This window comes from Methylobacterium sp. J-078 (assembly GCF_022829285.1).
GTDB lineage: Bacteria > Pseudomonadota > Alphaproteobacteria > Rhizobiales > Beijerinckiaceae > Methylobacterium.
In genome coordinates this window covers 1-23,466 of record NZ_JAKSYI010000142.1, presented here as the reverse complement: position 1 = coordinate 23,466, position 23,466 = coordinate 1, and the positions used below count along the sequence as shown (strand labels likewise).

The window sequence follows — 23,466 nt, the reverse complement described above, 5'->3', positions numbered from 1 at the left end:
ACGATGGCAACCGCCACGCCGTGCAGGTGGTCGGCTACGGCAAGGCCGGGATCATCACGGAAGCGAGCATCGACGGCGGCACGGGTCAGTACCGGGGGTACAGGCTTGATGCCATCGCGAACTCGGTGCTGAAGCCCTACGGGATCAAGTTTCGCGTCCAGAACGGCCCGGACGGCTGGCACATGCCTTTCCCGAACGTGATGGTCCGCTACGGTGAGACACCTTTCGACCTGATCTCGCGGCTCTGTCGGCAGCGCAACCTGTTCTTCTACGCGGACAAGGCCGGCAACCTGGTAGCGGGTCCCAAGTCCGGGGGCAGCATGGTCGCCTTCGTGGAAGGGCAGAACATCCTCTCGGCGAACTGCCAACTGCGTCACCTCGCGGTCGAGGCGCTGGTCAGCAACTCGCAGCAGCCAGGCTCCGACAGCCTGTTCGGCAAGAAAGCCGCCGAGATCCAGGCGAAGGCGACGGTGACCGGCGGGACCCCTGGGGCCAAGCTCAAAGTGCTCTCCGAGATGCCCTCGGATCAGAAAGGCACGCAGATGCGCACGAACTGGGAGGCCGCTGCTCTGCAGGCGATGGCTCTCCAGTTGCAGCTCACCTACCAGGGCTGGCTGAAGCCGGGCGTGGGCGGACTCTGGGAACCTTCAGACGGGGTCACGGTGAAGTCGCCCATGCTGTTCGCCACGGAGAGCGGCGAGGAGGAGCTGAAGGTCGCCGGCTACGCGTACACGCAGGACCCGAACGGCGGTACGACCACGACGCTGGACCTCGTTAACAAGCTGGCCTGGCAGCAGCGCAAGGGCGATGCGACGAAGAACGACGGGTTCTATGACCTCGGGAACTCGGCGGCGCAGCCGGAGGCGGCGACGTGAAATCCGCCCTCAGTCCGAAGCGCCGTAGCAAACTTCGCGATCGCCGAGATCGCGTGTCGTACCTCTTTTGAAAGCAGTCCCACCCCAGAGCACGTCTTCTTGCTTGCAGCGGCCTTCTGCGACCCAACGCGCTGATACCAAACGGCTATCGACGCGGTACTTCATATCCAGCGAACTATAATCCTCTCCGCCAAGAGGGAACTCGATGACTCGACCCGTTTGAGTGTCGACCGCATAGACAAAGCGGCAACTGGTGCCGCATCCAATTTCTACCACCGCGAAATGTCCGGCGAAATTGGGCCCTGACTTCACCCCGGCTGTAAGACGGGTTCTATAACCGGCATGCGCTCGCTCGCGGCCTCGAAAATCGGGTAGCCGAACAGCTCCGCGGTAGGGCACTGCTGCGTAGCGCGCAAAGTCTGGTGTGGCTGCTTTGATCACCGGCTGCCCGACCGCACTAGGCGGCTTCAAGGATGTTACCGCCGATGTCTCGTCGAAGCACCGCAGGCGGAGAAGAGAATCCTGAATATCACGGCAGACAGCCAAGCTTGGTTGTGCCTGTGCTAAAGCTACACATGCGACGAGCCCTAAACCAGCCAGCAAGGTAACGAGGGCAAGAGCGGCGCGCATAACGCAGAATGCCTTTTGGTGCTGATTGGACTAAGGAGCTAAAGAGATCTAAGTAGTAACAACTCCAACTTTTTCCGATCGCCTCGGCGGTGAGCTAAGATTGCTGGACCGTATTCCAAGCTCAATGGCCGAGGGTGTATCGGCCAGGATTTTAAGTAAATCCCATACCTACCAAGCAGACAAGTAATCAAAAGTCGGGCCATATGGCCATTTCCGTTGGCATATGGATGTATTTCGAGAAAATAAACAAACAACGCGGCGCATATTTCTATAACGCGGATTATTTTTTCTTGGTCTGAAACTATATTAGAGTTTGCTGACCATAAGAAATCCAACTGATTTACGGATGCCTCAATATTAATTGAAAGTTCCTGCATTTCCATTGGAACAGTCGCAGGGACATGACCTACAGCAGGATCCCCACCTGCCTGAACTTCGTAGGTTTTTAGACAGTAAGGATCTTGTCCTCTGTATCCTCCAGCGTAATATTCAAAATCAGGGGGAGTTAGCCCGTGATAATAACCCCCATGAAATCGGCGCGTATCTTTGGCCGTATTTATTTTGTGATCGCGCGAAGACGCACGAATGGCTTTATGGGCCGCAAGAGTTCGTGGGTATAAGATTTTATCATAGCCATCAATGTGCTCGTATTCCCACGCGATACATTGAATTGTTTGCTTACTCATATCGTTTATGCTTAATCGCCTAAGTGCAATGACGATTTTGCCAAATTTTCGGCCCATAGATCAACATCTTCGTCTTTGCGTTCAGCTAGGCGCTTTAGGGCTGCGGTAGCTTCTGCACGATGATGATCGTCCGGCTTTAGCCGACTGCTAAATACATCAAGGAAATTTTGCTTTGCATTGAAAGTGGGCCGCCCTGTTATTAGGGATCCACCAAAATTTGGACTGACATTTTCTGGTATGTCTCCCATTCTTTCTGGTAAAAACCGAGAAATATTAGGAGCTCCGTTAAGATCAGTGATTTGCCCGCGCCCTAGTGGTAAGCTGGAGGAAGTTGAACTGTATGCCGTCGCTGGCTCGTGGCGCCAAAAGGTCTTCATGCCTTATCCCCCCGCATGGATGCTAGTTGCGAACCAAGCCATTTATGGAGCGTCTCGGCCGTATCAATCGAGAGCGAGACACCAAATTCGATATTTCTGATTATTCCGGAGCGACCTTCCAGGACAGTTGACGGGCCAGACCCGTCAACCTCGACACCTTGACCATCATCGCTTGATCGAAGCTGGTATCGAACAATGCGTGGTATTGGGAAACGCTCATTGTAAAACGCCATCCAGAGTTGACCATTGGGGGTAGGTCCTCCAATAATTCCCTCGGATAAGACTTCACGAAAAGCGGCGCTTTTTACATAATTGACGTCGACCGTCGGCTTCTCGGTATCGTCCGCCATAACCGATGCTCCAGAGCGATTGCGCGCGGATCAGCACGCTGTGACCGTATCAGGCCAGATTCAAACTTGTCACGATCTCAACGGAAGATTGCCGCGCATAATGAGGCGATCGTGCGATTGGATGTCGAATTGATCACACTTCGCGTTTTCAGACGGCGAGAGACATTGCTACGCCCATTTTTGCTCCATGGGCTTACGTCATTGAGTGCCCTGGATCACATTGGCCCTCCGCAGCCGCACGCCAGCCCCGCTGCCACTCTCCTCACCACGGGTCACTGCGGACACCTCCTTCGTAATGAGGGGGTCGGGGGTTCGAATGACAGATCCGCATTCGAACCCTGCGGGCGCGGCCGTTTTTGTGGCCTGCTCATACTCAGCCTATAGGAGGCGAGCCTCTTCGCCATCGCCGGGACTGATCACTAATTGCATCCGATCCTTACCAAGGCCTGAGAGCGCCGCTGCTGCTACGATTTTTTGTAAAAATGCAGTTTAGATATGGAAACAATTCATTTAATAGCACGCTGATTTAGTTTTGCTAGCCCATCCGCTACCCGTCATTGCGTCATTCAGAGTATTCAAAAACTTCGGCCTTACGATTACGGAATAAATTGACGGAAATACAAACCAATTTTTCTCTGGCGGAAAACTTAGATTGATTTTATTGCCATCTTCATTTACCAAAATTGTAGCTATAGGCGCCCCCGACGGATCGTCTTTAGGGGTCGACACTATCTCTGTCCTGCCATGGCCCAAATTTGCAAATCTATAAATATATTCCGAATTATTATTCAGCTTATCTACGACTTTTTCAATGGTGTCTTTCGCGCTAAGCCCCGGCAGCAAGCTGCATTTCACGGAAAAATTCCCAGTCTCCGCAACCTGAGGCGCATTCGAATAATTTATAGCTGGGCCTTCGCCTGGCTTTAACCCCTTTAGGTAGGATTGAATCCTTGCGACCCTTATAGGGTCATCAATCAATCCAGAGCTGATCAAGAATTCAAGGTTTTCTGCAGACTTTTTTGGTGAGTTTGTTTTAAGTACCTCCAGTATGCGAGCTGCCTCCGCTTTACTTTCCTCGATACCTCGCTGGACATATCCGTTCCATATAAGCCCAGCCGCATTTGCGATTAGAGCTATTATTCCAGTAATAACGGCAACGAAAAGTGGATTAGTAAATCTATTCCGCCTGTGCTCTTTCTCTCTAATGTTTAATTCATCTCGCTGAATTTGAACTTTCTTTTCGTTTAATTCGAACTCTTTTTCTTTTATTCTCAGCTCGCGTTCGTGGAATTGATTTTCGACATCCGACTTCTCGCGTTTACTAGGGGACTCAGGCGAAGGTGAAGCCGGAGATGGGGCAGGGCCAGTCATGTCGAGGAACCCTTCAACTTCAGGCGCTCGGCAAGCGCTTCAAGGCGCCGGCTCTTGGAGCGGCTTACCTTTATCGACAACATAAACTGACAGGATCTTGATCGTTTTATCGCCAACGACCGTGTAGCCCGCGTGAGGCGCACCGCGCGCGTTAATGCCCTTCTCGCCGGCCAAACGCTCCCTGGGTTCCTTGCCCGGCACCTGCACCGTCCCGCCTTCCAGAACGTAGAAGCTCTCTTCACCGTTGTGGAAGTGCCGAGGGGACGTCGCGCCAGGCGGAAACTCGACAAGCTGCATGATGATCTCGTGGGCATCGTCACCCGACACGGGAGAGCGGCCAAGTTCGGTGCGCTTGATCTCCTGAGCCATGGCCCCACCGCCAATGCACATGAGCGCAAGGCTTAATCTCAAGGAACGTCGCATCATCGAACTCATCCTCCCCTTTTGCGTAAGGATGGCACGGACGGTAGCGATCTGGATACAGTCCTGAGGGCTTAGCTTTGGCCGTTCACGACCGCTTGGACTTCAGTGCTTCCTCAACGAGCCGGCGGATGGCTTCGGATCGCGAAGGAATGTCGACCTCGGCGCGACGCCAATCATCAATGGCGCTTGCCTGCCCCTCGGTGAGGCGAAGTTGAACTGACACAGGAAAATCGCGCCCTGCTGGCCGACCTGCCTTTTTCGAGTTTACCGGAATTGACTCATCCATATTTCTAATTTACCAGAAAGGCAGGCCGAGCGGAAGCGTCAACTTCCTGCCCGGCCCTGACCACTCACGTCGAGGGACGACGCATCATGGCTATCCGGAATTCTACAGCATCGGCGCGTGCCGGTGAACGCTCTCGCTCGCCTTTCGCAGCGGTTTACTCTCGTCCGATGCCTCTGCTGGAGCCTGATGAGGCCGAGGCGGAGGACGGCCCCATCATCACCTCGGTTCGGCCCGACACAGCACACGTCCGTGCCCCGCGCTTCCTCGACCTGACCGGCGACTTCATCTCCGCCGTCCTGATCATCGCCGGGGGCGTGTTCGCCTACGGCTTCGTACAGATCGGTTGAGGAAGGGAGCGCATCATCATGACAAAGCAGAACAATTCTGTCCGGAAGGCTGAAGCCACCCCGACCCTCCGCGATCGTGCCGAGCGCCTCCGGGACGCTGCCGGCCGATTCATCCGGCGTCCGGCGCCGAATCAGGAGCGGACGCCGGCTCGAACCGTGCCAGCTCCCCTCGACGCCCATCCGGATGCCTATGGTCTCATGCTCGATGCCAACGGCGCCGGCTTGCGCTGCCCGCCTGGCTCCTCCGTCATTGTCGAACCTGTGAGCCCAACCGGCGCTGGCCTCGTTGTTCTCTACCGCAGAGGGGGCGGTCCGGAGATCTGGGACCTCACCCATAACTTCTTCCCCGGGATGTTCGACGTTGGCGATGGGGCCGAAGTCACACCGCTAGTGGAAGTGGTGGCGCCGCATAGTGGGCGTCGCGGCCAACTCGACGCCAGATTGATCGAGAAGGCGCACCGCGTGGTCGGCGTCTACATGCCCGTCGAGGTAATGGATGAGCATCGCCGCCTGCCGCCCGACCTGCTGCCGATGACCCGCTGCCCCAAGGGAATGGTCCTCCATTTTGCGGACTGCGCTGCGGCCTATCCGTTGGTGCGCCATGGCGAGACCGTCGTTGTCGACCCATCCCGGCGAGATCTCGTCGATGGAGCGCTTTGCCTACTGGAATGGAACAACGGCAGTCGGTCGATCCTTCAGACCAACCATCGCGCTGTTGGCAAAGGAAACTCGCCTTCATGGTGGGCTGATCCGATCAACCGCCCCGGCAGCCGGCAAGCGATGGAGCGTCTGCTACGCGACCGGGCGATACTATTCATGAGCGACGGCCCGTACAGCCCAGATCGTCTGCGCGAGAAGATCGTGGGAACCGTCGTCGCTGTTCTAGTGCCCGGCGACCGCCAGCCGGCTTCGCTGTCCGTCGAGACGTCTGAAGGCGCTAAGACCGAGGCAGCCCGATGACCAACGTCATCCGCTTTCCCGCCTCCGGCCGTCTTCAGGCCACGACCATCACACGAGAGGAGTTCGAACGCCTCGCCGACCTCGCCCTCGATGTCGTGGACCGCATCGTCGCGATCCTTGATGAGATCGATGGCGACTCCGACTTGGAGCCGGATGCCGACGCGGAGCCGTCGCTGGCGGCGCCGATCGGAGGGCCATCGCAGCGACTGTGGGTCTCAGGTGGGGATCACGATCTTGAGATGCCCTGAACTCGCAGCAGTGCGAGCCGACCGCTCATAACGGTCTGGTTGCAGGTTCGGAAAAGGACCGAGCCTCAAGCGATCTGAGAAATGTTTTGGATGGTTCAGGGTGCCTCCGCTGTTACCCACAGCGTTACCCCTGGTCGTTTGAGCAGGTCTGGAAACCTAGCTAAGTGTTGGCGCGCCCGAAAGGATTCGAACCTCTGACCCCCAGATTCGTAGTCTGGTGCTCTATCCAGCTGAGCTACGGGCGCCTGCGACCGGGTGGCTCGTTGCCGCCGCCCCGGTGTGAGCGGGTGTTTAGAGGCTCCTTTTTGCGCTGGCAACCCTGGCCGGACAAGTTTTTCGCGCCGGCGGGCCGGATGGGTTCGGCCTGCCTCGGCGCTGCGCGCGGCCGCCCGTCCGACGGGACGCCCGCGGCGGTCGCTGCCACGTTTGGCAGACGAACGTTCTAAGGCGCGGCCGGAACGTTCAGGGCGCGCTGCCCACAAGAAGCGTGTCTGTGAGGAGAAGATTGTCCGTGCTTCAGGGTGTCCACAGAGCGCGATTCATCTTCGAATATCTGTTAGGATTCTCGGGAACAACAAAGAGGGTGGAAAAACTTGGCTCGCCAAGCGGCTTTCTTCGTCGGCACAGCTTGGAACGCTTTAGGGTCTCGCGAGATTGAGAGGGACTTTCGTCTGTCCCGACACCCCAAGGAGAATGCCGTGAAACGGTCCCTGACCACCCTCGCCCTTCTGTCGCTCCTCGGCGCGAGCCCGGCCTTCGCCCAGACCACCGTGACCGGAACCCCGGCCCCGGATGCGAAATCCAGCGCGAATTCCGGCGGCCAGGAGGCGGTCACCCGCCCCAACACCGACAAGCCGGACGCCACGAAGCCCGCCACCACGCAGGCGGCGGCCCATGCCAAGCTCGAGGAAGGCGCCAACAGCTTCACCGAGGCGCAGACGCATCATCGCCTGACCGAGGCCGGCTATAAGGACATCAAGGGCCTGACCAAGGACGACAAGGGCATCTGGCGCGGTGACGCGGTGCTCAACGGAAAGCCGGTCAAGGTCGGCGTCGATTTCAAGGGCAACGTCGCCGCCCAGTAACGGATTCCGAAACCGAAGCGACCTTCGCGAACAGGAGCATCCCATGGCCCACCAGACCATCACCGCCCTCTACGACGATTACGACGCCGCCAGCACCGCCGTCGGCAAGCTCGAGGCGGCCGGCATTCCCCATGCTGACATCAGCATCGTGAGCAGCAACGAGGGTGACCGGCACGCCGGCCGCCTGAACACCACGAACGCGGTCGGCGGCACCGGCCACCACGACACGCCCGAGAAGGCCTCCAGCGGCGCCGGTGCCGGCGCCACCGTCGGCACGGTCCTGGGCGGCGCGGCCGGCCTGCTCACGGGCCTCGGCCTCCTCGCCATTCCGGGCGTCGGCCCGGTGGTGGCGGCGGGCTGGCTCGTGGCGACTCTGACCGGCGCGGGCATCGGCGCTGCCGCCGGCGGCCTGGCCGGTGGCCTCACCGGCGCCGGTCTCAGCGAGAGCGACGCCCAGACCTACAGCGAGGGCGTGCGCCGGGGCGGCACCCTCGTGACGGTCCGGGCGGACGACGCCCACGCGGCCCGCGTCATGGACATCCTGGAGGAGCACGGCTCGATCGACGTCGACGAGCGGGCGCAGAACTGGCGCGCCGAGGGCTGGACCGCTCCGCAGGCGGCGGCTGCCACCTCGCCGGACGCGCTTCCCGGCAACGCCCTGGGCGGCACCGTCGAGGGCCGCAATCGCGTACGCGCCTACCCGAACACCCCGGTCTGAGGGTGGGGCACCGCTCGGGAATCGCGGGCGGGTGTGACGATTGCGAAACGAGAAGCCCCGGGGCCCAATCGGCCCCGGGGCTTTCTCATGTCTCCGGCGCGGACGGCACGACTCCACGTCGCGAAGGCCGCGCATCGTGGGTCGCTGAGGATAGTCCGAATTGTCGGGGAAAGGTGGGTCCCGGAGCCGAAGCTCCGGGTTCTGTTTCGACGGTTACCCTACCGCAAGATGCTTACGCCGCGAGGCGGGCATCCATGACAACGTTATCGTTGGCATTTAGAGTTTTGGCCAAATGCTCGAAACAGGGGTTGCCTGCGTCGAACCGGTCGAGTCCTTACCGACAGCCGCATCGTCTTGCACCGAAGTGAAAGCGAACTCGCGATCCCTTTACCGCCCAGTCGATCCTATTTCGCCCCCATCAGAAGCTCACCGGCCTGAACGCCCGTGAGCTCATGGTGGAGGCGCCGGAGTACTGCCCTCCGGGTCCTGAAACGTTATTACGAACCGGTCATCAACCGCAGCCCCGATATAGGCGAACCCGGCTCGCCGGTCCAGTCGGCGCGTTATCCCGCCGCATCTTTCTGGTCCGCGAACCAGGCGGCGTAGGGCGTATTGCGGGCCATGTGCCGGTTGAGGTCGGGAGCACCGTCGTCCCACCAGACGGGGCCGCGCTCGCCGAGGCCTCGCTTGGCGGCGTCCACGGCACGGCGGGCGCCCGCGAGGGCGTCCGCATCCCCAGCCGCTTTGGCGGCCTTCACGGCGCGGCGGGCCTCCATCAGGGCCGTCACGAGGGTTTCACGGTCGGCGGGTGCGAGGTCCGGGCGGGTCCGGCGCCAGAGCCGTCCGCGTACCACGAGGTAGCGCCCGTCCGGCGTCACCGGGGGCGGGCCGGCCTCACTCCGCGGCGCGGCCACGGCGCGGAGCCTGCTCGTCGATCAGCGCCTCGACGGCCGCGATCGTATTCTCGAGGTCCGCCACGCGCCGCAGCATGCTGTCCGGGGGCAGCATGTCGATCTTCGCCGCCTGGACGATGAGCGCGCGCTGAGCATCCTTGAGGCGGTCAAGGAGTATTTCCAAGTCTGACATGCCCCGGCTTTAGCGGATGCCCGGCCCGGCCCGCAATGGACATCGGGCCCGGGCGCGCAGAACCCGGATCACGAACGATCCAGTCCTCGCCGGTCTATCGCACGACCGCGCGACCGACTGGCGGAGGGATTCTCCCGTTCCAGCCCGGTCCGGCTCAGTTCGGATGGAAGACCACTTTCACGCAGCCATCCTTCTTGTCGCGGAAGGTCTTGTAGAGGTCGGGGCCGTCGGCAAGGTTGGTGGAGCGGTGCGTGATCAGCGAGGTCGTGTCGAACCGGCCCTCCTGGATCAGCTTCGTCAGGGGCTCGAGGTAGCGCTTCACGTGGGTCTGGCCGCTCTTCAGGGTCAGGCCTTTCTGCACGATCGAGCCCATGTTCACCGGCACCGGTCCGCCATAGACCCCCGGCACCGAGACGATGCCGCAGGGGCGCACGGCCTTGATCGCTTCGGCCAGCACGTAGGGGCGCTCGGTGGAGGTGAGTTTCTCCTGCAGGGTGCTGAGCACCCCGGCGATGCCGTGGCCGGCGGTGGCCTCCATGCCCACGCAGTCGATGACGGCATCGGCGCCCTCGCCCTTGCTGATCTCCTTGATGCGCTCGAACACGTCCTCCTTCATGAAGTCGATGACGTCGGTGGCGCCGTACTTTCGGGCCAGCGCGATGCGCTCGGGCACGGTCTCGATGGCGATGATGCGCTCGGCGCCCATGATCTTGGCGGATTGGATCGCGAACAGACCGACGGGCCCGGCACCCCAGACCGCGATGATCTCGCCGCCCCGGATCTCGCAATGCTCGGCGCCCTGCCAGCCGGTGGGCAGGATGTCGGTGAGGAACAGGACCGACTCGTCGTCCATGCCGTCCGGCACCTTCATCGGGGCGACGTCGGCCATGGGCACGCGCACGTACTCGGCCTGTCCCCCGGCGTAGCCGCCCGTGATGTGCGAATACCCGAACAGGCCCGCCGTGGTGTAGCCGAACTGGGCGGCCGCCATGGCGGCGTTGCGGTTGGAGCGCTGGCAAACGGAATAGTTGCCGAGCCGGCACTGGCGGCATTCGCCGCAATTGATGTTGAAGGGCACGACAATGCGGTCGCCCTTGCGGAACTTGGTGAAGCCGGTCCCGACCTCGACCACCTCGCCCATGAACTCGTGGCCGAGCACGTCGCCCGATTCCATGGTGGGCATCTGCCCGTCCATCAGGTGGAGGTCGGAGCCGCAGATCGCGCAGGACGTCACCTTGATGATGACGTCGCGGGCATCCTCGATCCGCGGGTCCGGGACCGTATCGCAGCGGATGTCGCCCTTGCCGTGCCAGCACAATGCTTTCATCGCGAATCTCCATTCGGCGGGCGTCGGATCGCGACGCGCGGCGCTCCGGGGCGGTCTGTGAGGAAGGTGGGACACCGCGACCCGGGCACCCGCCACGAGAAGGCCGGCGGCCGCGGGCTTGTTCCCTGCGGGGGCGGCGCGCGGGAACGGGCGGGGCCGCCCCCCGTTGGCACGGACTCACCGGGCGAAAAGGCTGGGTCCCCGCATGCTGTTTCTCGTCCTGCTCCTCGTCCTCCTGGCGACCTTCGTGCTGATGCTGGTCCGGCGCCGGCATCTCGGGCGCCTCGCCTCCTTCGCCACCCTGGTCGCCACCATCATGCTGATGCTCTGGATGCAGGACAGCGGCCTCCTGCCCGGCACCTCCGGCCCGTTGAGCGACGCCCGGCCGAAGACCCGGCTCGACCCGCCGTAAGTGTCGCGGGCGTCACAGGCGGGCATCACAGGGTAACGTGCTTGTCGCCGGATCGCCTGGAATGCCATGGACCGTTCCGCCCGGTCGTGCGTTCACAGCACGGCCCGAGCACGTGTCTTGCTCGGGAGCCAGCCCAGGTCTGGCCGCGATGCGCGCGACGCGCCGGGCGGCGGGGCGGCTGGTGACGTTCGAGGGGTTCAGGGCGAATGGTGAAAATCCTGCTGGTGGAAGATCACGAGGAGATCTGGGACTTCCTGTCCCGCCGGCTGAAGCGGCGCGGCTACGACGTGATCCTCGCCCATGACGGCGAATCCGGCGTGCAGCAGGCGCGCACCGGGCAGCCCGACGTGATCCTGCTCGACATGAACCTGCCGATCCTCGACGGCTGGTCGGCCGCCCGCGTGCTGAAATCCGGCAGCGACACCAAGGGCATCCCGATCATCGCGCTCACCGCCCACGCCATGTCGGGCGACCGCGACAAGGCGATCCAGGCCGGCTGCAACGACTACCACCCCAAGCCCGTGGATTTCTCCAAGCTGCTGACGCAGATCAACGCCGCCGTCGGGCCGCAGGCACCCGCCGCCGTCTGACCACGCCGCCGAATACCCGCGTTCCACGCCCCTGCCCGTTCGACGCGTCGCGGGTTGGCCCTGCCCGTCGCTCATCCTGACGAGATCCGAAGCATTCCATGAGCGACGATCCCATCACCGCCCGCCTGCTGCGGCAGGCGATGCCGGTCTTCACGACCCTGGCCTCCTGCCTCCTCGTCATCACCATCGCGGCGGCGCTCTATCTCGGGCGCGACATCTTCGTGCCCGTGACCCTGGCGATCCTGCTCAGCTTCGTCCTCGTGCCGGGCGTGCGCCTCCTGCGCCGCATCCGGGTGCCCCGGGCCCTCGCGGTGCTGGTCGTCGTGCTGACGGCCTTCGGGGCGCTGCTCGGGGTCGCCCTGCTCATCGCCAACGAGGCGGCGCAGCTCGCCTCCGACCTGCCGCGCTATCAGGTGACCATGCGCGAGAAGATCGGATCGCTGAAGGAGGCCACCGCCGGCAGCGGCACGCTCTCCCGCATGGTCGACATGGTGCAGGACCTCAGTGCCGAGCTGCAGCCGGAGTTGAAGGCGACGCCCCCCGAGGGCACGGCCGGAACCGCCGCCCACCCCCTCCACGTGCAGATCGCGGCGGCCAAGGCCGGCCTGTTCGGCACCCTCAGCACCTTCGCGGGGCCCATCCTGCACCCGCTGGCCACCACCGGCCTCATCCTCATCTTCACGATCTTCATCCTGCTCCAGCGCGAGGACCTGCGGAACCGGGCGATCCGCCTAGCCGGCACGGGCGACCTGCGCCGGACGACGGCGGCCATCGACGACGCGGTCGGCCGCCTCAGCCGGTTCTTCCTGGCGCAGCTCGGGCTCAACATCGCCTACGGGATCGTCATCGGCTTCGGCCTGTGGTGGATCGGCCTGCCGAACCCGATCCTGTTCGGCGTGCTCGCCACGGTCTTCCGCTTCGTGCCCTATGTGGGCGCCGTCATCAGCACCGTGCTGCCCCTCATCGTGGCCACGGCCGTGGATCCGGGCTGGACCATGGCGATCGCGGTCGCGGCGCTCTTCCTGATCGTGGAGCCCATCGCCGGGCACGTGATCGAGCCCTTGCTCTACGGCCATTCCACCGGTCTCTCGCCCATCGCGGTGATCCTGGCCGCTACCCTCTGGGCCTTCCTGTGGGGGCCGATCGGCCTCGTGCTGGCGACCCCCATCACCGTCTGCCTCGTGGTGCTCGGCCGCCACATCGACAGGTTGTGGTACCTCGACGTCATCCTGGGTGACCGCCCGGCCCTGTCGCCGCCCGAGATCTTCTACCAGCGCATGCTGGCGGGCGACCCCGCCGAGGCCATCGACCAGGGCCAGCTCTTCCTGAAGGCCCGCGCCCTCGTCACCTACTACGACGAGGTCGTGCTGGCCGGCCTGCTGATGGCGCAGGAGGACCTCTCGCGCGGCAGCCTGGACCGGGAACGGCAGGACGAGGTCGGCACCGCCCTGCGCACCGTCGTGTCCCGCCTCGGGGCGCTGCCGGTCCAGCGCAGGGCCGGCTCCGGCGCCGCGTCGGGCAATTCCGAGACCTCGGCGGCCTTCGACGCCATCGGCCCGGACCGGCAGGTCGCCGCGACGGTGCTGAGACCCGGCGACCTGCCGGCGCGCTGGCGCGCATCCCGGCCCGTGCTCTGCGTTTCCAGCCGCGGCCCCTTCGACGAGGCCGCGACCCTGATGCTCGGCCAGATCCTCGGGCGGCACGGCCTGTCCGCGCAGGTGATGTCGATGGCCCAGCTGCGCCGGGGCGAGACGCCGGAGGACCTCTCGGGGATCGCCCTGGTGTGTTTCTCCTATCTGGAGCCCGTCAGCCTGTCGCAGATCCGGCTCAACGTGCGACAGGCGCGCCGGGCGATCCCGGGCGTGAGGGTGCTGGTCGGGTTCTGGCGCGAGCGCGATCCGGCCACCATCGACCGGCTGCGCCGCACCCTCTCGGCCGACGCGCTGGTGACCACCCTGAACGGGGCGCTGGACGCCGCCCTGACCTTCGCCAGGCGCGCCTGAGACGGGGCCGGCGGCGGGCGGTCATTTGACATCCCCCCGGGGTTGACCCACTTCTCCCCCGCGCCGGCCCCCTGTTCGCGGGTGGCGGCACCCCCCGCTCACTCAGCCGCCGGTCGTCGCTGCTACCGGTCGTTGTCGCGGGTCAGGCTCGGACGAGAGGCTAGAATCCGCACATGAAAGTCGTCGTCGTCGAGTCGCCGGCCAAGGCCAAGACGATCAACAAGTACCTTGGCGGCGACTACGAGGTGCTGGCCTCGTTCGGCCATATCCGTGATCTGCCCGCCAAGGACGGCTCCGTCGATCCGGAGGCGGACTTCCACATGCTGTGGGAGCTCGACGACCGGGGCTCGAAGCGCGTCTCCGACATCATCAAGGCGCTGAAAGGCGCCGACGGCCTGATCCTGGCGACCGACCCGGATCGCGAGGGCGAGGCGATCTCCTGGCACGTGGTCGAGGCGCTGACCGCGCGGCGCGCCCTCAAGGGCATGCCGGTGGAGCGCGTGACCTTCAACGCCATCACCAAGGCGGCGGTGGAGACCGCCATGCGCCAGCCCCGGCAGATCGACCAGGCCCTAGTCGACGCCTACCTGGCGCGCCGGGCGCTGGACTATCTCGTGGGCTTCAACCTCTCGCCGGTGCTGTGGCGCAAGCTGCCCGGCGCCCGCTCGGCGGGCCGCGTGCAGTCGGTAGCGCTCCGTCTCGTCTGCGAGCGCGAGCGCGAGATCGAGGTCTTCAAGCCCCGCGAGTACTGGTCGCTGGTGGCGACCCTGGTGACCGATACCGGCGCCACCTTCGAGGCCCGCCTCACCGGTGCGGATGGCAAGCGCATCCAGCGCCTCGACGTCGGCTCCGACGACGAGGCGGCGGCGTTCAAGCGCGACCTCGAACTCGCCACCTTCTCCGTCGGCAGCGTCGAGGCCAAGCCCGCCAAGCGCCACCCCGCCCCGCCCTTCACCACCTCGACCCTCCAGCAGGAGGCCTCCCGCAAGCTCGGGATGGCGCCGGCCCAGACCATGCGCGCCGCCCAGAAGCTCTACGAGGGCGTCGAGATCGACGGCGAGACCGTGGGTCTCATCACCTACATGCGGACGGACGGCGTCGACATGGCGCCGGAGGCCATCGAGGACGTGCGCCGGGTCGTGGCCCGGGAGTACGGTGAGCGCTACCTGCCGGGGAGCCCGCGCAAGTACAGCGTCAAGGCCAAGAACGCCCAGGAGGCGCACGAGGCCGTGCGCCCCACCGACATGGGCCGCCTGCCCAAAACCGTGGCTCGCACCGTCGATGCCGAGCAGGCCAAGCTCTACGAGCTGATCTGGACCCGCACGGTGGCGAGCCAGATGGAATCCGCCGAGCTCGAGCGCACCACGGTGGACGTCATCGCGCAGGTCGGGCCGCGCAAGCTAGAACTGCGCGCCACCGGCCAAGTGGTGAAGTTCGACGGCTTCCTCACCCTCTACCAGGAGGGCAAGGACGACGAGGAGGACGAGGACGGCCGGCGCCTGCCGCCGATGAAGGCCGGCGACCCGTTGAAGCGCGAGCGCATCGCCTCGACCCAGCACTTCACCGAGCCGCCGCCGCGCTATTCCGAGGCCAGCCTCGTCAAGCGCATGGAGGAGCTCGGCATCGGCCGCCCCTCCACCTACGCCGCCGTGCTGCAGACCCTGCGCGACCGCGAATACGTGCGCATCGACAAGAAGCGGCTGGTCGCCGAAGACAAGGGCCGCCTCGTCACCGGCTTCCTCGAGAGCTTCTTCAAGCGCTACGTCGAGTACGATTTCACCGCCGATCTGGAGACGCAGCTCGACCGGGTCTCGAACGCCGAGATCGACTGGCGCGAGGTGCTGCGCGACTTCTGGCGCGACTTCTCCGCCGCGATCGCCGGCACCAAGGAGCTGCGCGTCGCGGAGGTGCTCGACGCCCTCAACGATCTCCTCGGCGCCCACATCTTCCCCGAGAAGGCCGACGGCTCGAACCCGCGCACCTGCCCGACCTGCGGTGCCGGCCAGCTCTCCCTGAAGCTCGGCAAGTTCGGGGCCTTCGTGGGCTGCTCGAACTATCCGGAGTGCAAGTACACCCGCCAACTCGCCGCCTCGGGCGTCGAGGGTGACGGCGAGGGCTCGTCCGAGAACGGCGGCCAGCCCGGCACGCGGGTGCTCGGCAACGACCCCGTGTCCGGCCTGCCCGTGACGGTGCGCGACGGCCGCTTCGGCCCCTTCGTCCAACTCGGCGAGGCCTCGACCGAGAAGGACGCCCCGAAGCCCAAGCGCTCGTCGATCCCGAAGGGCACCAGCCCGTCCTCGGTCGACCTGGAAATGGCGCTGAAGCTTCTGTCGCTCCCGCGCGAGGTGGCCCGCCACCCCGAGACCGGCGAGCCGATTCTGGCCAATCTCGGCCGCTTCGGCCCTTACGTGCAGCACGGGAAGATGTACGCGAATCTCGGGCGCGACGACGACGTGCTGGAGATCGGCGCCAACCGGGCCATCGACCTCATCGTGGCCAAGGAGCAGGGTGGCGGCCGGCGCGGACCGGCCTCCGATCCGGGCCGGCCGCTCGGCGAGCACCCCGAGACGGGCAAGCCCATCGTGGTGAAGTCGGGCAAGTACGGCCCCTACGTCACGGACGGCACCACCAACGCGACGCTGCCGAAGACGCTCGCCGCCGAGGCGGTCGACCTGCCCCAGGCGCTGGAGCTGATCGCCGCGCGGGAAGCCGCAGGCGGGGGCAAGAAGAAGGCGCCGGCCCGCAAGGCGGCGGGTGCGAAGGCTCCGGCCAAGAAAGCGCCGGCCAAGAAGGCTGTCGCTAAGACGGCAGCGGACGGGGACGAGCCGGCCGCCAAGCCGGCGACGAAGGCGGCCGCGGCCAAGAAGCCAGTCGAGAAACCGGCCAAGAAAGCGGTCGCGAGCGCTGCCGGGACCACGGCCGCCAAGCCGGCGGCGCGCAAGAAGGCCTGAGGGTTGGCGTCCGCGAACCTCCGGAGCCCGGCCACCGCACGACCGTCGCGGTGTTCAACGAAATCGCGACGGTCGTGAAGCACCGGTCGGACCGTTTGCCGGCTCCAAACCGCTTCGGGGTGCAAGACGCCGTCTGCATCTCGACGCACCGGCTCACGAAAATCTGAATGCAGGACCGGTCGCGCGTCGAGAAGGACGGCGCGGGGAACGCCGCTGTTGTTATCAGTTGTTTAGGGTGTCGCCCCGAACATTGTGGACATGCGATTCTTGTCCAGACGACAGGCCGACCGGCCCGACGCAACCCTCGCGCAGCCCGCGCCCGCCGCGCAGGCTCTGGCCGGCGCCGCACAGGCGCCGCCGCAGGCCGGCCATGGCGAGGTGCTGGACGCGATCGAGAGCGACGTCCTGAAAGCGATCGGCAGCGTCGGCGAATCGATCGCGGCGACCCGAACCGAGGTGGTGGACATGCAGGCGGGGCTGGCCTCCATCCGTGCCCGGATGAGCCACCTTGCGGAGGCCGCCGAGGCGGCAAGCGCGGCCAGCGCCGGCTTCACCGGGCGGACCGAGGGCCTGTCCACGGTCTCGACGCGCATCACCGACGCGCTGCACCAGGCCTCTGGGCATCTCGACCAGGCGGGCAGCCGCGGCGCGGAGGCCCGGGCCCTGATCGGCGCCCTGGCGACGGCCGGGAATGAGATCGCCAGCATCGTCGACACCATCTCGGCGGTGGCGCGCCAGACCAACCTGCTGGCGCTCAACGCCACCATCGAGGCGGCGCGGGCCGGCGAAGCGGGCCGCGGCTTCGTCGTGGTGGCGGCGGAGGTTAAGGCTCTGGCAGTCGAGACCGCCCGGGCGGCCGACGACGTACGCAGCCGGATCGCCCGCCTGCGCGAGGGGGCGACCGCCTCCAGCGCCGCCATCGGCGCGGCCGCCGAGGCGATCGAGGCGGTCCGGCCCGCCTTCGGCACCGTGCGGGGCATCGTCGACCAGCAGGTTGGCATCGTCACCCACGTGGTCTCGGAGGCCACGCGGACGGCGGACCTGATCGCCGACGTGAGCACCGGCGCGGGCGAGACCAGCGCCGCCACCGTCGCCCTCGACCGTCGTGCCGAGGCCATGGAGAGCGCGGCGGCCCAAGCCGCCGAGGAGGCCGCCGGCCTCGGGCGCCGCTTCGTCGCGGTGATCCGCCAGAACGAGATCGGCGACCGACGCCGGGCCGACCGCTACCCGGCCGACCTGACCGTCGCCCTCGGGAGCGGCGCACGCACCCGCACCATCGACCTGAGCGAGGGGGGCGCCCTGCTGGCCCGGCCCGAGACCGGGCCCGAGATCGCCGCCGGTCACGCGCTCGACCTCGACATCGCCGGGATCGGCGCCGTCCGGGCGCGGGTGGCCGCGATCAGCCCGATGGGCCTGCACTGCGCCTTCGAGGCCCTCGGGTTCGAGGCGGAGGCGAAGCTCGCCGGCAAGCTCGGGGCGATCCAGGCGGAATATGCCCCCCTGGTCGCCCGGGCCCAGGGGCTCGCCGGCAGCATCAGGGATCTGATGGAGGCCGAGATCGCCGCCGGGCGGCTCACCGCCGCCCTCCTGTTCGACACCGACTACGTGGCGATCCTCGGCACCGAACCGCGCCAGTTCACGACCCGCTCGGTCGAGGTTTTGGAGCGGCTGCTGCGCCCGGTGCTGGAGGCGCCGCTGGCCGAAGACCCCGCGATGATGTTCTGCATCGTGGCCGACCGGAACGGCTACGTGCCGGTGCACAATCGCGCGGTGTCCCAGCCGCAGCGGCCGGGCGACCCCGTCTGGAACAACGCCAACAGCCGCAACCGGCGCATCTTCGACGACCGCACCGGCATCACGGCGGCCCGCTCGACCCGCCCGGCCACCGTACAGGCCTATCGCCGCGAGGTCGGCGACCGCATCGTCATGGTCCGCGAGGTCGATGCGCCGATCCGCGTCCAGGGCCGGCACTGGGGCGCCTGCCGCACGGCCTACCGCTTCTGACGCACGTGGTGCTTCGCGGGGCTGGGGCGCTGTCACATCGGTGCCATGCGGGCGGATTACCCGGGACGCTCGTCCTCAGCCTTCACGGACCCGACCGATGACCGAACCGACGCGAACCCGCTCGCAGGCGGCGGAAGCCGCCGAGGATGCCGGCTCGAACACCAGCGCCAATCCGACCTTCGGCGACGTGGTGGCGGCGCGCTTCGACCGGCGCGACCTCCTGCGCGGGCTCCTTGGCGTCGGCGCCATCGCGGCCGTGGTGACGCCCCGGGCGCTGGCCGCCGGAGCGGCGCAGGCGGCGCAAGGCTCGGGCACCCGCTTCCCGTTCGAAGAAATCGAGGCCGGGTCGGACGCGCACCACCACGTCGCCCCCGGGCACGACGCCGAGATCCTCATCCGCTGGGGCGATCCGGTGCTGCCCGGCGCGCCGGCCTTCGACCCGTGGAATCAGACCGCGGCGGCGCAAGCCCAACAATTCGGCTACAACAACGACTTCGTGGGTTACTTCCCCATGCCGGGGGCGTCCGATCCGGCGGCGCACGGCCTCCTCGTGGTCAACCACGAATACACCAACGAGGAACTCATGTTCCCCGGCCTCGGCCGCCAGGACGGCAAGGCGGTCGACTTCAAGGGCATGACGCGGGACCTCGTCGACATCGAGATGGCGGCCCATGGCGGCTCGGTCATCGAGATCCGGCGCCAGGACGGCAAGTGGGCGGTGGTGCCGGACTCGAAGTACGCCCGGCGCATCACGGCCGGGACGCCGATGGTGCTGACGGGCCCGGCCGCCGGCACCGAGCGGGTGAAGACCTCCGCCGACGCCACGGGCCGGGCGGCGCTCGGCATGATCAACAACTGCGCCGGCGGCACGACCCCCTGGGGGACGTGGCTGACTTGCGAGGAGAACATCAACTACTACTTTACCGGCGCCCTGCCCGCGGGGTCGCCGGAGGCCGCCAACCACAAGCGCTTCAACCTGCCGGCCAGCGCCTATGCCTGGGGCCGCTACCACGAGCGCTTCGACGTCTCACACGAGCCCAACGAGCCCAACCGCTTCGGCTGGGTGGTGGAGATCGACCCGTTCGATCCGACGAGCGTTCCGAAGAAGCGCACGGCCCTCGGCCGCTTCAAGCACGAGGGCGCGGCGGGCATCGTCGCGAAGAGCGGGCAATACGTGATCTACCAGGGCGACGACGAGCGCTTCGACTACGTCTACAAGTTCGTCACCAAGGGCCGGGCCGACAGCGGCGACCGTGACCTCCTCGATTCCGGCACCCTGCACGTCGCCCGCTTCGACGCCGACGGGCGCGGCACCTGGATGCCGCTGGTGTTCGGGCAGGGGCCGCTGACGCCCGAGAACGGCTTCGCCTCGCAAGGCGACGTGGTGATCGGCGCCCGGCTCGCCGCCGACCGGCTCGGCGCCACCAAGATGGACCGACCCGAGGACGTCGAGGCCAACCCGAAGACCGGCAAGGTCTACGTGATGCTGACCAACAACGGGAAGCGCAAGGCCGACGGGGTCGACGCCGCCAACCCCCGCGCCGACAACCGCTTCGGCCACATCGTCGAACTCACCCCCGACGACGGCGACCACGCCGCGCCGGGCTTCACCTGGGAGATCCTGGTCCGCTGCGGCGATCCGGGGATCGCGTCGGTCGGCGCCACCTTCTCGTCGGCCACCACGAAGGACGGCTGGTTCGGCATGCCGGACAACTGCGCCGTCGACGGCCTCGGCCGGCTCTGGGTCGCCACGGACGGCAATGCCCCCTCGCGCACCGGCCGCAACGACGGCATCTGGGCGATGGAGACCGAAGGGCCGGGGCGCGGCACGGGCAAGCACTTCTTCCGCGTGCCCCACGGGGCCGAGATGTGCGGCCCCTACTTCACCCCCGACGACACCACCTTCTTCGTCGCCGTGCAGCACCCCGGCGAGGCCGACGAGGAGGACCCGAAGGCGGTGCCCGCCACCTTCGAGGCACCCGCCACCCGCTGGCCCGACTTCGACCCCGCCATGCCGCCCCGCCCCGCCGTGCTGACCATCACCCGGCGCGGCGGCGGCCGCGTCGGGACCTGAGGGGCAGAAAAACCCCGCCCGTTCCGCAACGATAAGCGCCGCGCGCCACCGTCAGGCCTTCTTAACCACCCCCATACCATGTCATGGGGTGGTACGCCGTGCGCGGCGGGGGCATCGAGCCCCTGCCGAGCCCGGCGGGAACCCCTTTCTGTTTCCGGTTTGTTCCGGTATGGTGAGAGGATGAAGGCGAATGCTGCACGGTCTCCCTCTGCGATCCGGCCCGGTGAGCCCGCGGCCGCACCATCACCTGCGCGGGGCGCTTCGGTGAGCGATCCCGCACGCGATCTCTTCGCCGGCGGCAAGGCGCCGCTCGCCAAGCCCACCGAGCGCCGCAAGCTCGACGCCGCCGTGGCGCCGATCGCACCGCCGCCCGCCTCGGCGGAAGCCGGCTACGACGCCTCCACCATCGAGGTGCTGGAGGGGCTGGAGCCGGTGCGCCGCCGCCCCGGCATGTATATCGGCGGCACCGACGAACGTGCCCTCCACCACCTCTTCGCCGAGGTGATCGACAATTCCATGGACGAGGCGGTGGCGGGGCACGCCAGCTTCATCGAGGTGGAACTGGAGGAGAGCGGCCACCTCGTCGTCACTGACAACGGCCGGGGCATCCCGGTCGACCCGCACCCGAAATACCCCAACAAGTCCGCGCTGGAGGTCATCATGACCGTCCTGCACGCGGGCGGTAAGTTCGACTCGAAGGTCTACGAGACCTCCGGCGGCCTGCATGGCGTCGGCATCTCGGTGGTCAACGCCCTCTCGGACGAACTCGAGGTCGAGGTCGCCCGCAGCCAGACCCTCTACCGGCAGACCTTTTCGCGCGGCCACGTGCAGGGGCCCCTGGAGACGGTCGGCCGGGTGCAGAACCGGCGCGGCACCCGCGTGCGCTTCCATCCTGATGCCGAAATCTTCGGGGCGCTGAAGTTCGATCCCCGCCGCCTGTTCAAGATGGCGCGCTCCAAGGCCTACCTGTTCGGTGGGGTCGAGATCCGCTGGCGCTGCGCGCCCGCCCTGCTCGAGGGCCTGGACGACGTGCCGGCCGAGACGGTTCATCGCTTCCCCGGGGGCTTGCGCGACTATCTCGCCCGCGATCTCGAGGGCAAGGATCTCGTCACCGACGCGATCTTCTCGGGCAAGATCACCAAGCCGGGCGGGCACGGTTCGCTGGAATGGGCGGTGGCCTGGATGGTCGCGGACGACGGCGTCTCGGCCTCCTACTGCAATACGATTCCGACCGCCGAGGGCGGCACCCACGAGAGCGGCCTGCGCGTTGCCCTGCTGCGGGCCCTGCGCGAGCACGCCGAGCGGGTCGGCCAGGCCAAGCGCATGACGGCGGTGACCACCGACGACGTCATGGCGACCTGCGCCTCGATGCTCTCGGTGTTCATCCGCGAGCCCGAGTTCCAGGGCCAGACCAAGGACAAGCTCGCCACGGTCGAGGCCTCCCGCATCGTCGAGACCGCGATCCGCGACGCCTTCGACCACTGGCTCGCCGCCTCCCCGGCCCAGGCCAACAAGCTCCTCGACTGGGTGATCGACCGGGCCGAGGAGCGCCTGCGCCGGCGCCAGGAGAAGGAGGTCGCGCGCAAGTCCGCCACCCGCAAGCTGCGCCTGCCCGGCAAGCTCGCCGACTGCTCCAAGGCCGGCATGGCCGGCTCGGAGATCTTCATCGTCGAGGGCGACTCGGCCGGCGGCTCGGCCAAGCAGGCGCGCGACCGCGCCAGCCAGGCGATCCTCCCCTTGCGCGGCAAGATCCTCAACGTGGCCTCGGCGAGCCGGGACAAGCTCGGCGCCAACCAGCTCATCTCGGACCTGACCCAGGCGCTCGGCTGCGGCACCGGCTCGGGCTACCGCTCGGAGGACCTTCGCTACGAGAAGGTGATCATCATGACGGACGCCGACGTGGACGGCGCCCACATCGCTTCGCTGCTGATCACGTTCTTCTACCGGCAGATGCCCAAGCTCATCGACCGCGGGCACCTCTACCTGGCGATCCCGCCCCTCTACCGGATCAGCCAGGGTGCCAAGACGGCCTATGCCCGCGACGACGACCACAAGGCGCAGCTGATCAAGACGGTATTCAAGGGGGCCAAGGTCGAGATCGGCCGCTTTAAGGGCCTCGGCGAGATGATGCCGGCGCAGTTGAAGGAGACCACCATGGACCCGAAGAAGCGCACGCTCCTGCGGGTCGAGGTGCTGGACGAGGCCCGCGCCTCCACCGGGGACGCAGTGGAGCGCCTGATGGGCAACAAGCCCGAGGCGCGCTTCACCTTCATCTCCGAGCGCGCCGCCTTCGCGGACGGGGCCGAACTCGACATCTGAAGGGCGGGCGTCCGGTTGCGTCGGGGGCTCGCCCGAATGCAACCGGGCCCTGCGCCGGCGCGGGCCCGATGGACGCACCCTCGACACAGCAAAGAGCCCGGCCGCGTGGCGGCCGGGCTCTTTGCTGTTCTCGGCAGATCCCGCGCGGGCCGGGGTCGGCCGCGCGGGATCGCGTGGGGTCGGCTTAGTACGAGCCGAACTTATAGTTCAGGCCGGCGCGCACGACGACGAACTCGTCGGAGCGGCGGTTGTTGTAGCCGGTGGTGACCACGCCGGGGGTGTTGACCGAGTAGGTCGCGCCGGTGGCGGGCGAGTAGGCGAACACGCCGTTGTTGGCGTTGTCG

21 protein-coding genes, 1 tRNA gene and 1 other RNA gene are annotated in these 23,466 nt (G+C 66.2%); 13 read left to right on the top strand and 10 right to left on the bottom strand.

The genetic code is table 11. The annotated features are described in order from the left end of the window. On the top strand, positions 1–875 hold an 875-nt coding region (locus MKK58_RS26125; protein WP_243915866.1), incomplete at its 5' end, for a hypothetical protein. A gap of 668 nt (positions 876–1,543) precedes the next feature. On the opposite strand, the gene MKK58_RS26120 is transcribed toward MKK58_RS26125, so the two are convergent. The 5 genes from MKK58_RS26120 to MKK58_RS26100 all read right to left on the bottom strand — a co-directional run bounded on the left by MKK58_RS26120 (position 1,544) and on the right by MKK58_RS26100 (position 4,658). After that, complete coding sequence (locus MKK58_RS26120) at positions 1,544–2,191, bottom strand: Fic family protein (protein ID WP_243915865.1); 648 nt, start codon at positions 2,189–2,191, stop codon at positions 1,544–1,546. 11 nt (positions 2,192–2,202) lie between these two features. Further along, positions 2,203–2,568, bottom strand: coding sequence for a hypothetical protein (locus MKK58_RS26115; RefSeq protein WP_243915864.1), 366 nt, complete (start codon positions 2,566–2,568; stop codon positions 2,203–2,205). Then, the gene (locus tag MKK58_RS26110) at positions 2,565–2,918 is read right to left on the bottom strand and encodes a hypothetical protein (RefSeq protein WP_243915863.1); all 354 of its coding nucleotides are present in this window, start codon (positions 2,916–2,918) and stop codon (positions 2,565–2,567) included. The genes MKK58_RS26115 and MKK58_RS26110 overlap by 4 nt, the downstream gene beginning before the upstream one ends. 510 nt (positions 2,919–3,428) lie before the next feature. After that, positions 3,429–4,289, bottom strand: coding sequence for a hypothetical protein (locus MKK58_RS26105; RefSeq protein ID WP_243915862.1), 861 nt, complete (start codon positions 4,287–4,289; stop codon positions 3,429–3,431). Between the two features lie 39 nt (positions 4,290–4,328). Beyond that, complete coding sequence (locus MKK58_RS26100) at positions 4,329–4,658, bottom strand: cupin domain-containing protein (RefSeq protein ID WP_243915861.1); 330 nt, start codon at positions 4,656–4,658, stop codon at positions 4,329–4,331. Between the two features lie 507 nt (positions 4,659–5,165). Here MKK58_RS26100 and MKK58_RS26095 point away from each other — a divergent pair. From MKK58_RS26095 to MKK58_RS26085, 3 genes are read left to right on the top strand one after another with little or no spacing between them, the layout of a single operon-like run. Next, positions 5,166–5,345 (top strand): hypothetical protein, encoded by a 180-nt coding sequence (locus MKK58_RS26095; protein ID WP_243915860.1) that lies wholly within the window; start codon positions 5,166–5,168, stop codon positions 5,343–5,345. 18 nt (positions 5,346–5,363) lie between these two features. Further along, a complete protein-coding gene (locus MKK58_RS26090; protein ID WP_243915859.1) occupies positions 5,364–6,305 on the top strand; it encodes a hypothetical protein in 942 nt (313 codons plus the stop codon). Then, a complete protein-coding gene (locus MKK58_RS26085) occupies positions 6,302–6,553 on the top strand; it encodes a hypothetical protein (RefSeq protein ID WP_243915858.1) in 252 nt (83 codons plus the stop codon). Before MKK58_RS26090 ends, MKK58_RS26085 begins: the two co-directional genes overlap by 4 nt. A gap of 168 nt (positions 6,554–6,721) precedes the next feature. Here MKK58_RS26085 and MKK58_RS26080 read toward each other — a convergent pair. Further along, positions 6,722–6,798, bottom strand: a tRNA-Arg gene (locus tag MKK58_RS26080). Positions 6,799–7,251: 453 nt separating this feature from the next. Here MKK58_RS26080 and MKK58_RS26075 point away from each other — a divergent pair. Beyond that, entirely contained in the window at positions 7,252–7,638 is a 387-nt protein-coding gene (locus tag MKK58_RS26075) for a hypothetical protein (protein ID WP_238280146.1), read from the top strand. A gap of 43 nt (positions 7,639–7,681) precedes the next feature. Next, complete coding sequence (locus MKK58_RS26070) at positions 7,682–8,356, top strand: hypothetical protein (RefSeq protein WP_243915857.1); 675 nt, start codon at positions 7,682–7,684, stop codon at positions 8,354–8,356. A 190-nt stretch (positions 8,357–8,546) separates the two neighbouring features. On the opposite strand, the gene ssrA is transcribed toward MKK58_RS26070, so the two are convergent. The 4 genes from ssrA to MKK58_RS26050 form a co-directional block, all read right to left on the bottom strand. Further along, positions 8,547–8,914: a transfer-messenger RNA gene (ssrA, locus tag MKK58_RS26065) on the bottom strand. A gap of 5 nt (positions 8,915–8,919) precedes the next feature. Next, positions 8,920–9,270, bottom strand: a complete 351-nt coding sequence (locus tag MKK58_RS26060) for a hypothetical protein (protein ID WP_243915856.1) — start codon at positions 9,268–9,270, stop codon at positions 8,920–8,922. Further along, positions 9,251–9,442 (bottom strand): hypothetical protein, encoded by a 192-nt coding sequence (locus MKK58_RS26055; protein ID WP_243915855.1) that lies wholly within the window; start codon positions 9,440–9,442, stop codon positions 9,251–9,253. The genes MKK58_RS26060 and MKK58_RS26055 overlap by 20 nt, the downstream gene beginning before the upstream one ends. A 154-nt stretch (positions 9,443–9,596) precedes the next feature. Next, a complete protein-coding gene (locus tag MKK58_RS26050) occupies positions 9,597–10,769 on the bottom strand; it encodes a zinc-dependent alcohol dehydrogenase (protein ID WP_243915854.1) in 1,173 nt (390 codons plus the stop codon). A 205-nt stretch (positions 10,770–10,974) separates the two neighbouring features. Between MKK58_RS26050 and MKK58_RS26045 the strand changes: the two genes are divergently transcribed. From MKK58_RS26045 to parE, 7 genes are all read left to right on the top strand, one after another. Beyond that, positions 10,975–11,181, top strand: coding sequence for a hypothetical protein (locus MKK58_RS26045; RefSeq protein ID WP_243915853.1), 207 nt, complete (start codon positions 10,975–10,977; stop codon positions 11,179–11,181). A gap of 206 nt (positions 11,182–11,387) precedes the next feature. After that, positions 11,388–11,771 carry a response regulator gene (locus MKK58_RS26040; protein ID WP_243915852.1) on the top strand — a complete coding sequence of 128 codons (384 nt, stop codon included), beginning with the start codon at positions 11,388–11,390 and terminating at the stop codon, positions 11,769–11,771. Between the two features lie 98 nt (positions 11,772–11,869). Beyond that, entirely contained in the window at positions 11,870–13,774 is a 1,905-nt protein-coding gene (locus tag MKK58_RS26035) for an AI-2E family transporter (RefSeq protein ID WP_243915851.1), read from the top strand. Between the two features lie 173 nt (positions 13,775–13,947). Then, positions 13,948–16,725, top strand: a complete 2,778-nt coding sequence (topA, locus tag MKK58_RS26030; RefSeq protein ID WP_243915850.1) for a type I DNA topoisomerase — start codon at positions 13,948–13,950, stop codon at positions 16,723–16,725. Positions 16,726–16,992: 267 nt separating this feature from the next. Then, positions 16,993–18,729, top strand: coding sequence for a methyl-accepting chemotaxis protein (locus MKK58_RS26025; protein WP_243915849.1), 1,737 nt, complete (start codon positions 16,993–16,995; stop codon positions 18,727–18,729). 97 nt (positions 18,730–18,826) lie between these two features. Then, positions 18,827–20,803 (top strand): PhoX family protein, encoded by a 1,977-nt coding sequence (locus tag MKK58_RS26020; protein ID WP_243915848.1) that lies wholly within the window; start codon positions 18,827–18,829, stop codon positions 20,801–20,803. 264 nt (positions 20,804–21,067) lie between these two features. Further along, complete coding sequence (parE, locus tag MKK58_RS26015; RefSeq protein ID WP_243915847.1) at positions 21,068–23,122, top strand: DNA topoisomerase IV subunit B; 2,055 nt, start codon at positions 21,068–21,070, stop codon at positions 23,120–23,122. Positions 23,123–23,466 lie beyond the last annotated feature (344 nt).

Coding starts and splice junctions, on each gene's coding strand:
- MKK58_RS26115 (WP_243915864.1), bottom strand. CDS start 2,568: ATGAAGACCTTTTGGCGCCACGAGCCAGCGACGGCATACAGTTCAACT.
- MKK58_RS26090 (WP_243915859.1), top strand. CDS start 5,364: ATGACAAAGCAGAACAATTCTGTCCGGAAGGCTGAAGCCACCCCGACC.
- MKK58_RS26105 (WP_243915862.1), bottom strand. CDS start 4,289: ATGACTGGCCCTGCCCCATCTCCGGCTTCACCTTCGCCTGAGTCCCCT.
- MKK58_RS26095 (WP_243915860.1), top strand. CDS start 5,166: ATGCCTCTGCTGGAGCCTGATGAGGCCGAGGCGGAGGACGGCCCCATC.
- MKK58_RS26085 (WP_243915858.1), top strand. CDS start 6,302: ATGACCAACGTCATCCGCTTTCCCGCCTCCGGCCGTCTTCAGGCCACG.
- MKK58_RS26100 (WP_243915861.1), bottom strand. CDS start 4,658: ATGGCTCAGGAGATCAAGCGCACCGAACTTGGCCGCTCTCCCGTGTCG.
- MKK58_RS26055 (WP_243915855.1), bottom strand. CDS start 9,442: ATGTCAGACTTGGAAATACTCCTTGACCGCCTCAAGGATGCTCAGCGC.
- MKK58_RS26110 (WP_243915863.1), bottom strand. CDS start 2,918: ATGGCGGACGATACCGAGAAGCCGACGGTCGACGTCAATTATGTAAAA.
- MKK58_RS26120 (WP_243915865.1), bottom strand. CDS start 2,191: ATGAGTAAGCAAACAATTCAATGTATCGCGTGGGAATACGAGCACATT.
- MKK58_RS26040 (WP_243915852.1), top strand. CDS start 11,388: ATGGTGAAAATCCTGCTGGTGGAAGATCACGAGGAGATCTGGGACTTC.
- MKK58_RS26045 (WP_243915853.1), top strand. CDS start 10,975: ATGCTGTTTCTCGTCCTGCTCCTCGTCCTCCTGGCGACCTTCGTGCTG.
- MKK58_RS26020 (WP_243915848.1), top strand. CDS start 18,827: ATGACCGAACCGACGCGAACCCGCTCGCAGGCGGCGGAAGCCGCCGAG.
- topA (WP_243915850.1), top strand. CDS start 13,948: ATGAAAGTCGTCGTCGTCGAGTCGCCGGCCAAGGCCAAGACGATCAAC.
- MKK58_RS26035 (WP_243915851.1), top strand. CDS start 11,870: ATGAGCGACGATCCCATCACCGCCCGCCTGCTGCGGCAGGCGATGCCG.
- MKK58_RS26050 (WP_243915854.1), bottom strand. CDS start 10,769: ATGAAAGCATTGTGCTGGCACGGCAAGGGCGACATCCGCTGCGATACG.
- MKK58_RS26070 (WP_243915857.1), top strand. CDS start 7,682: ATGGCCCACCAGACCATCACCGCCCTCTACGACGATTACGACGCCGCC.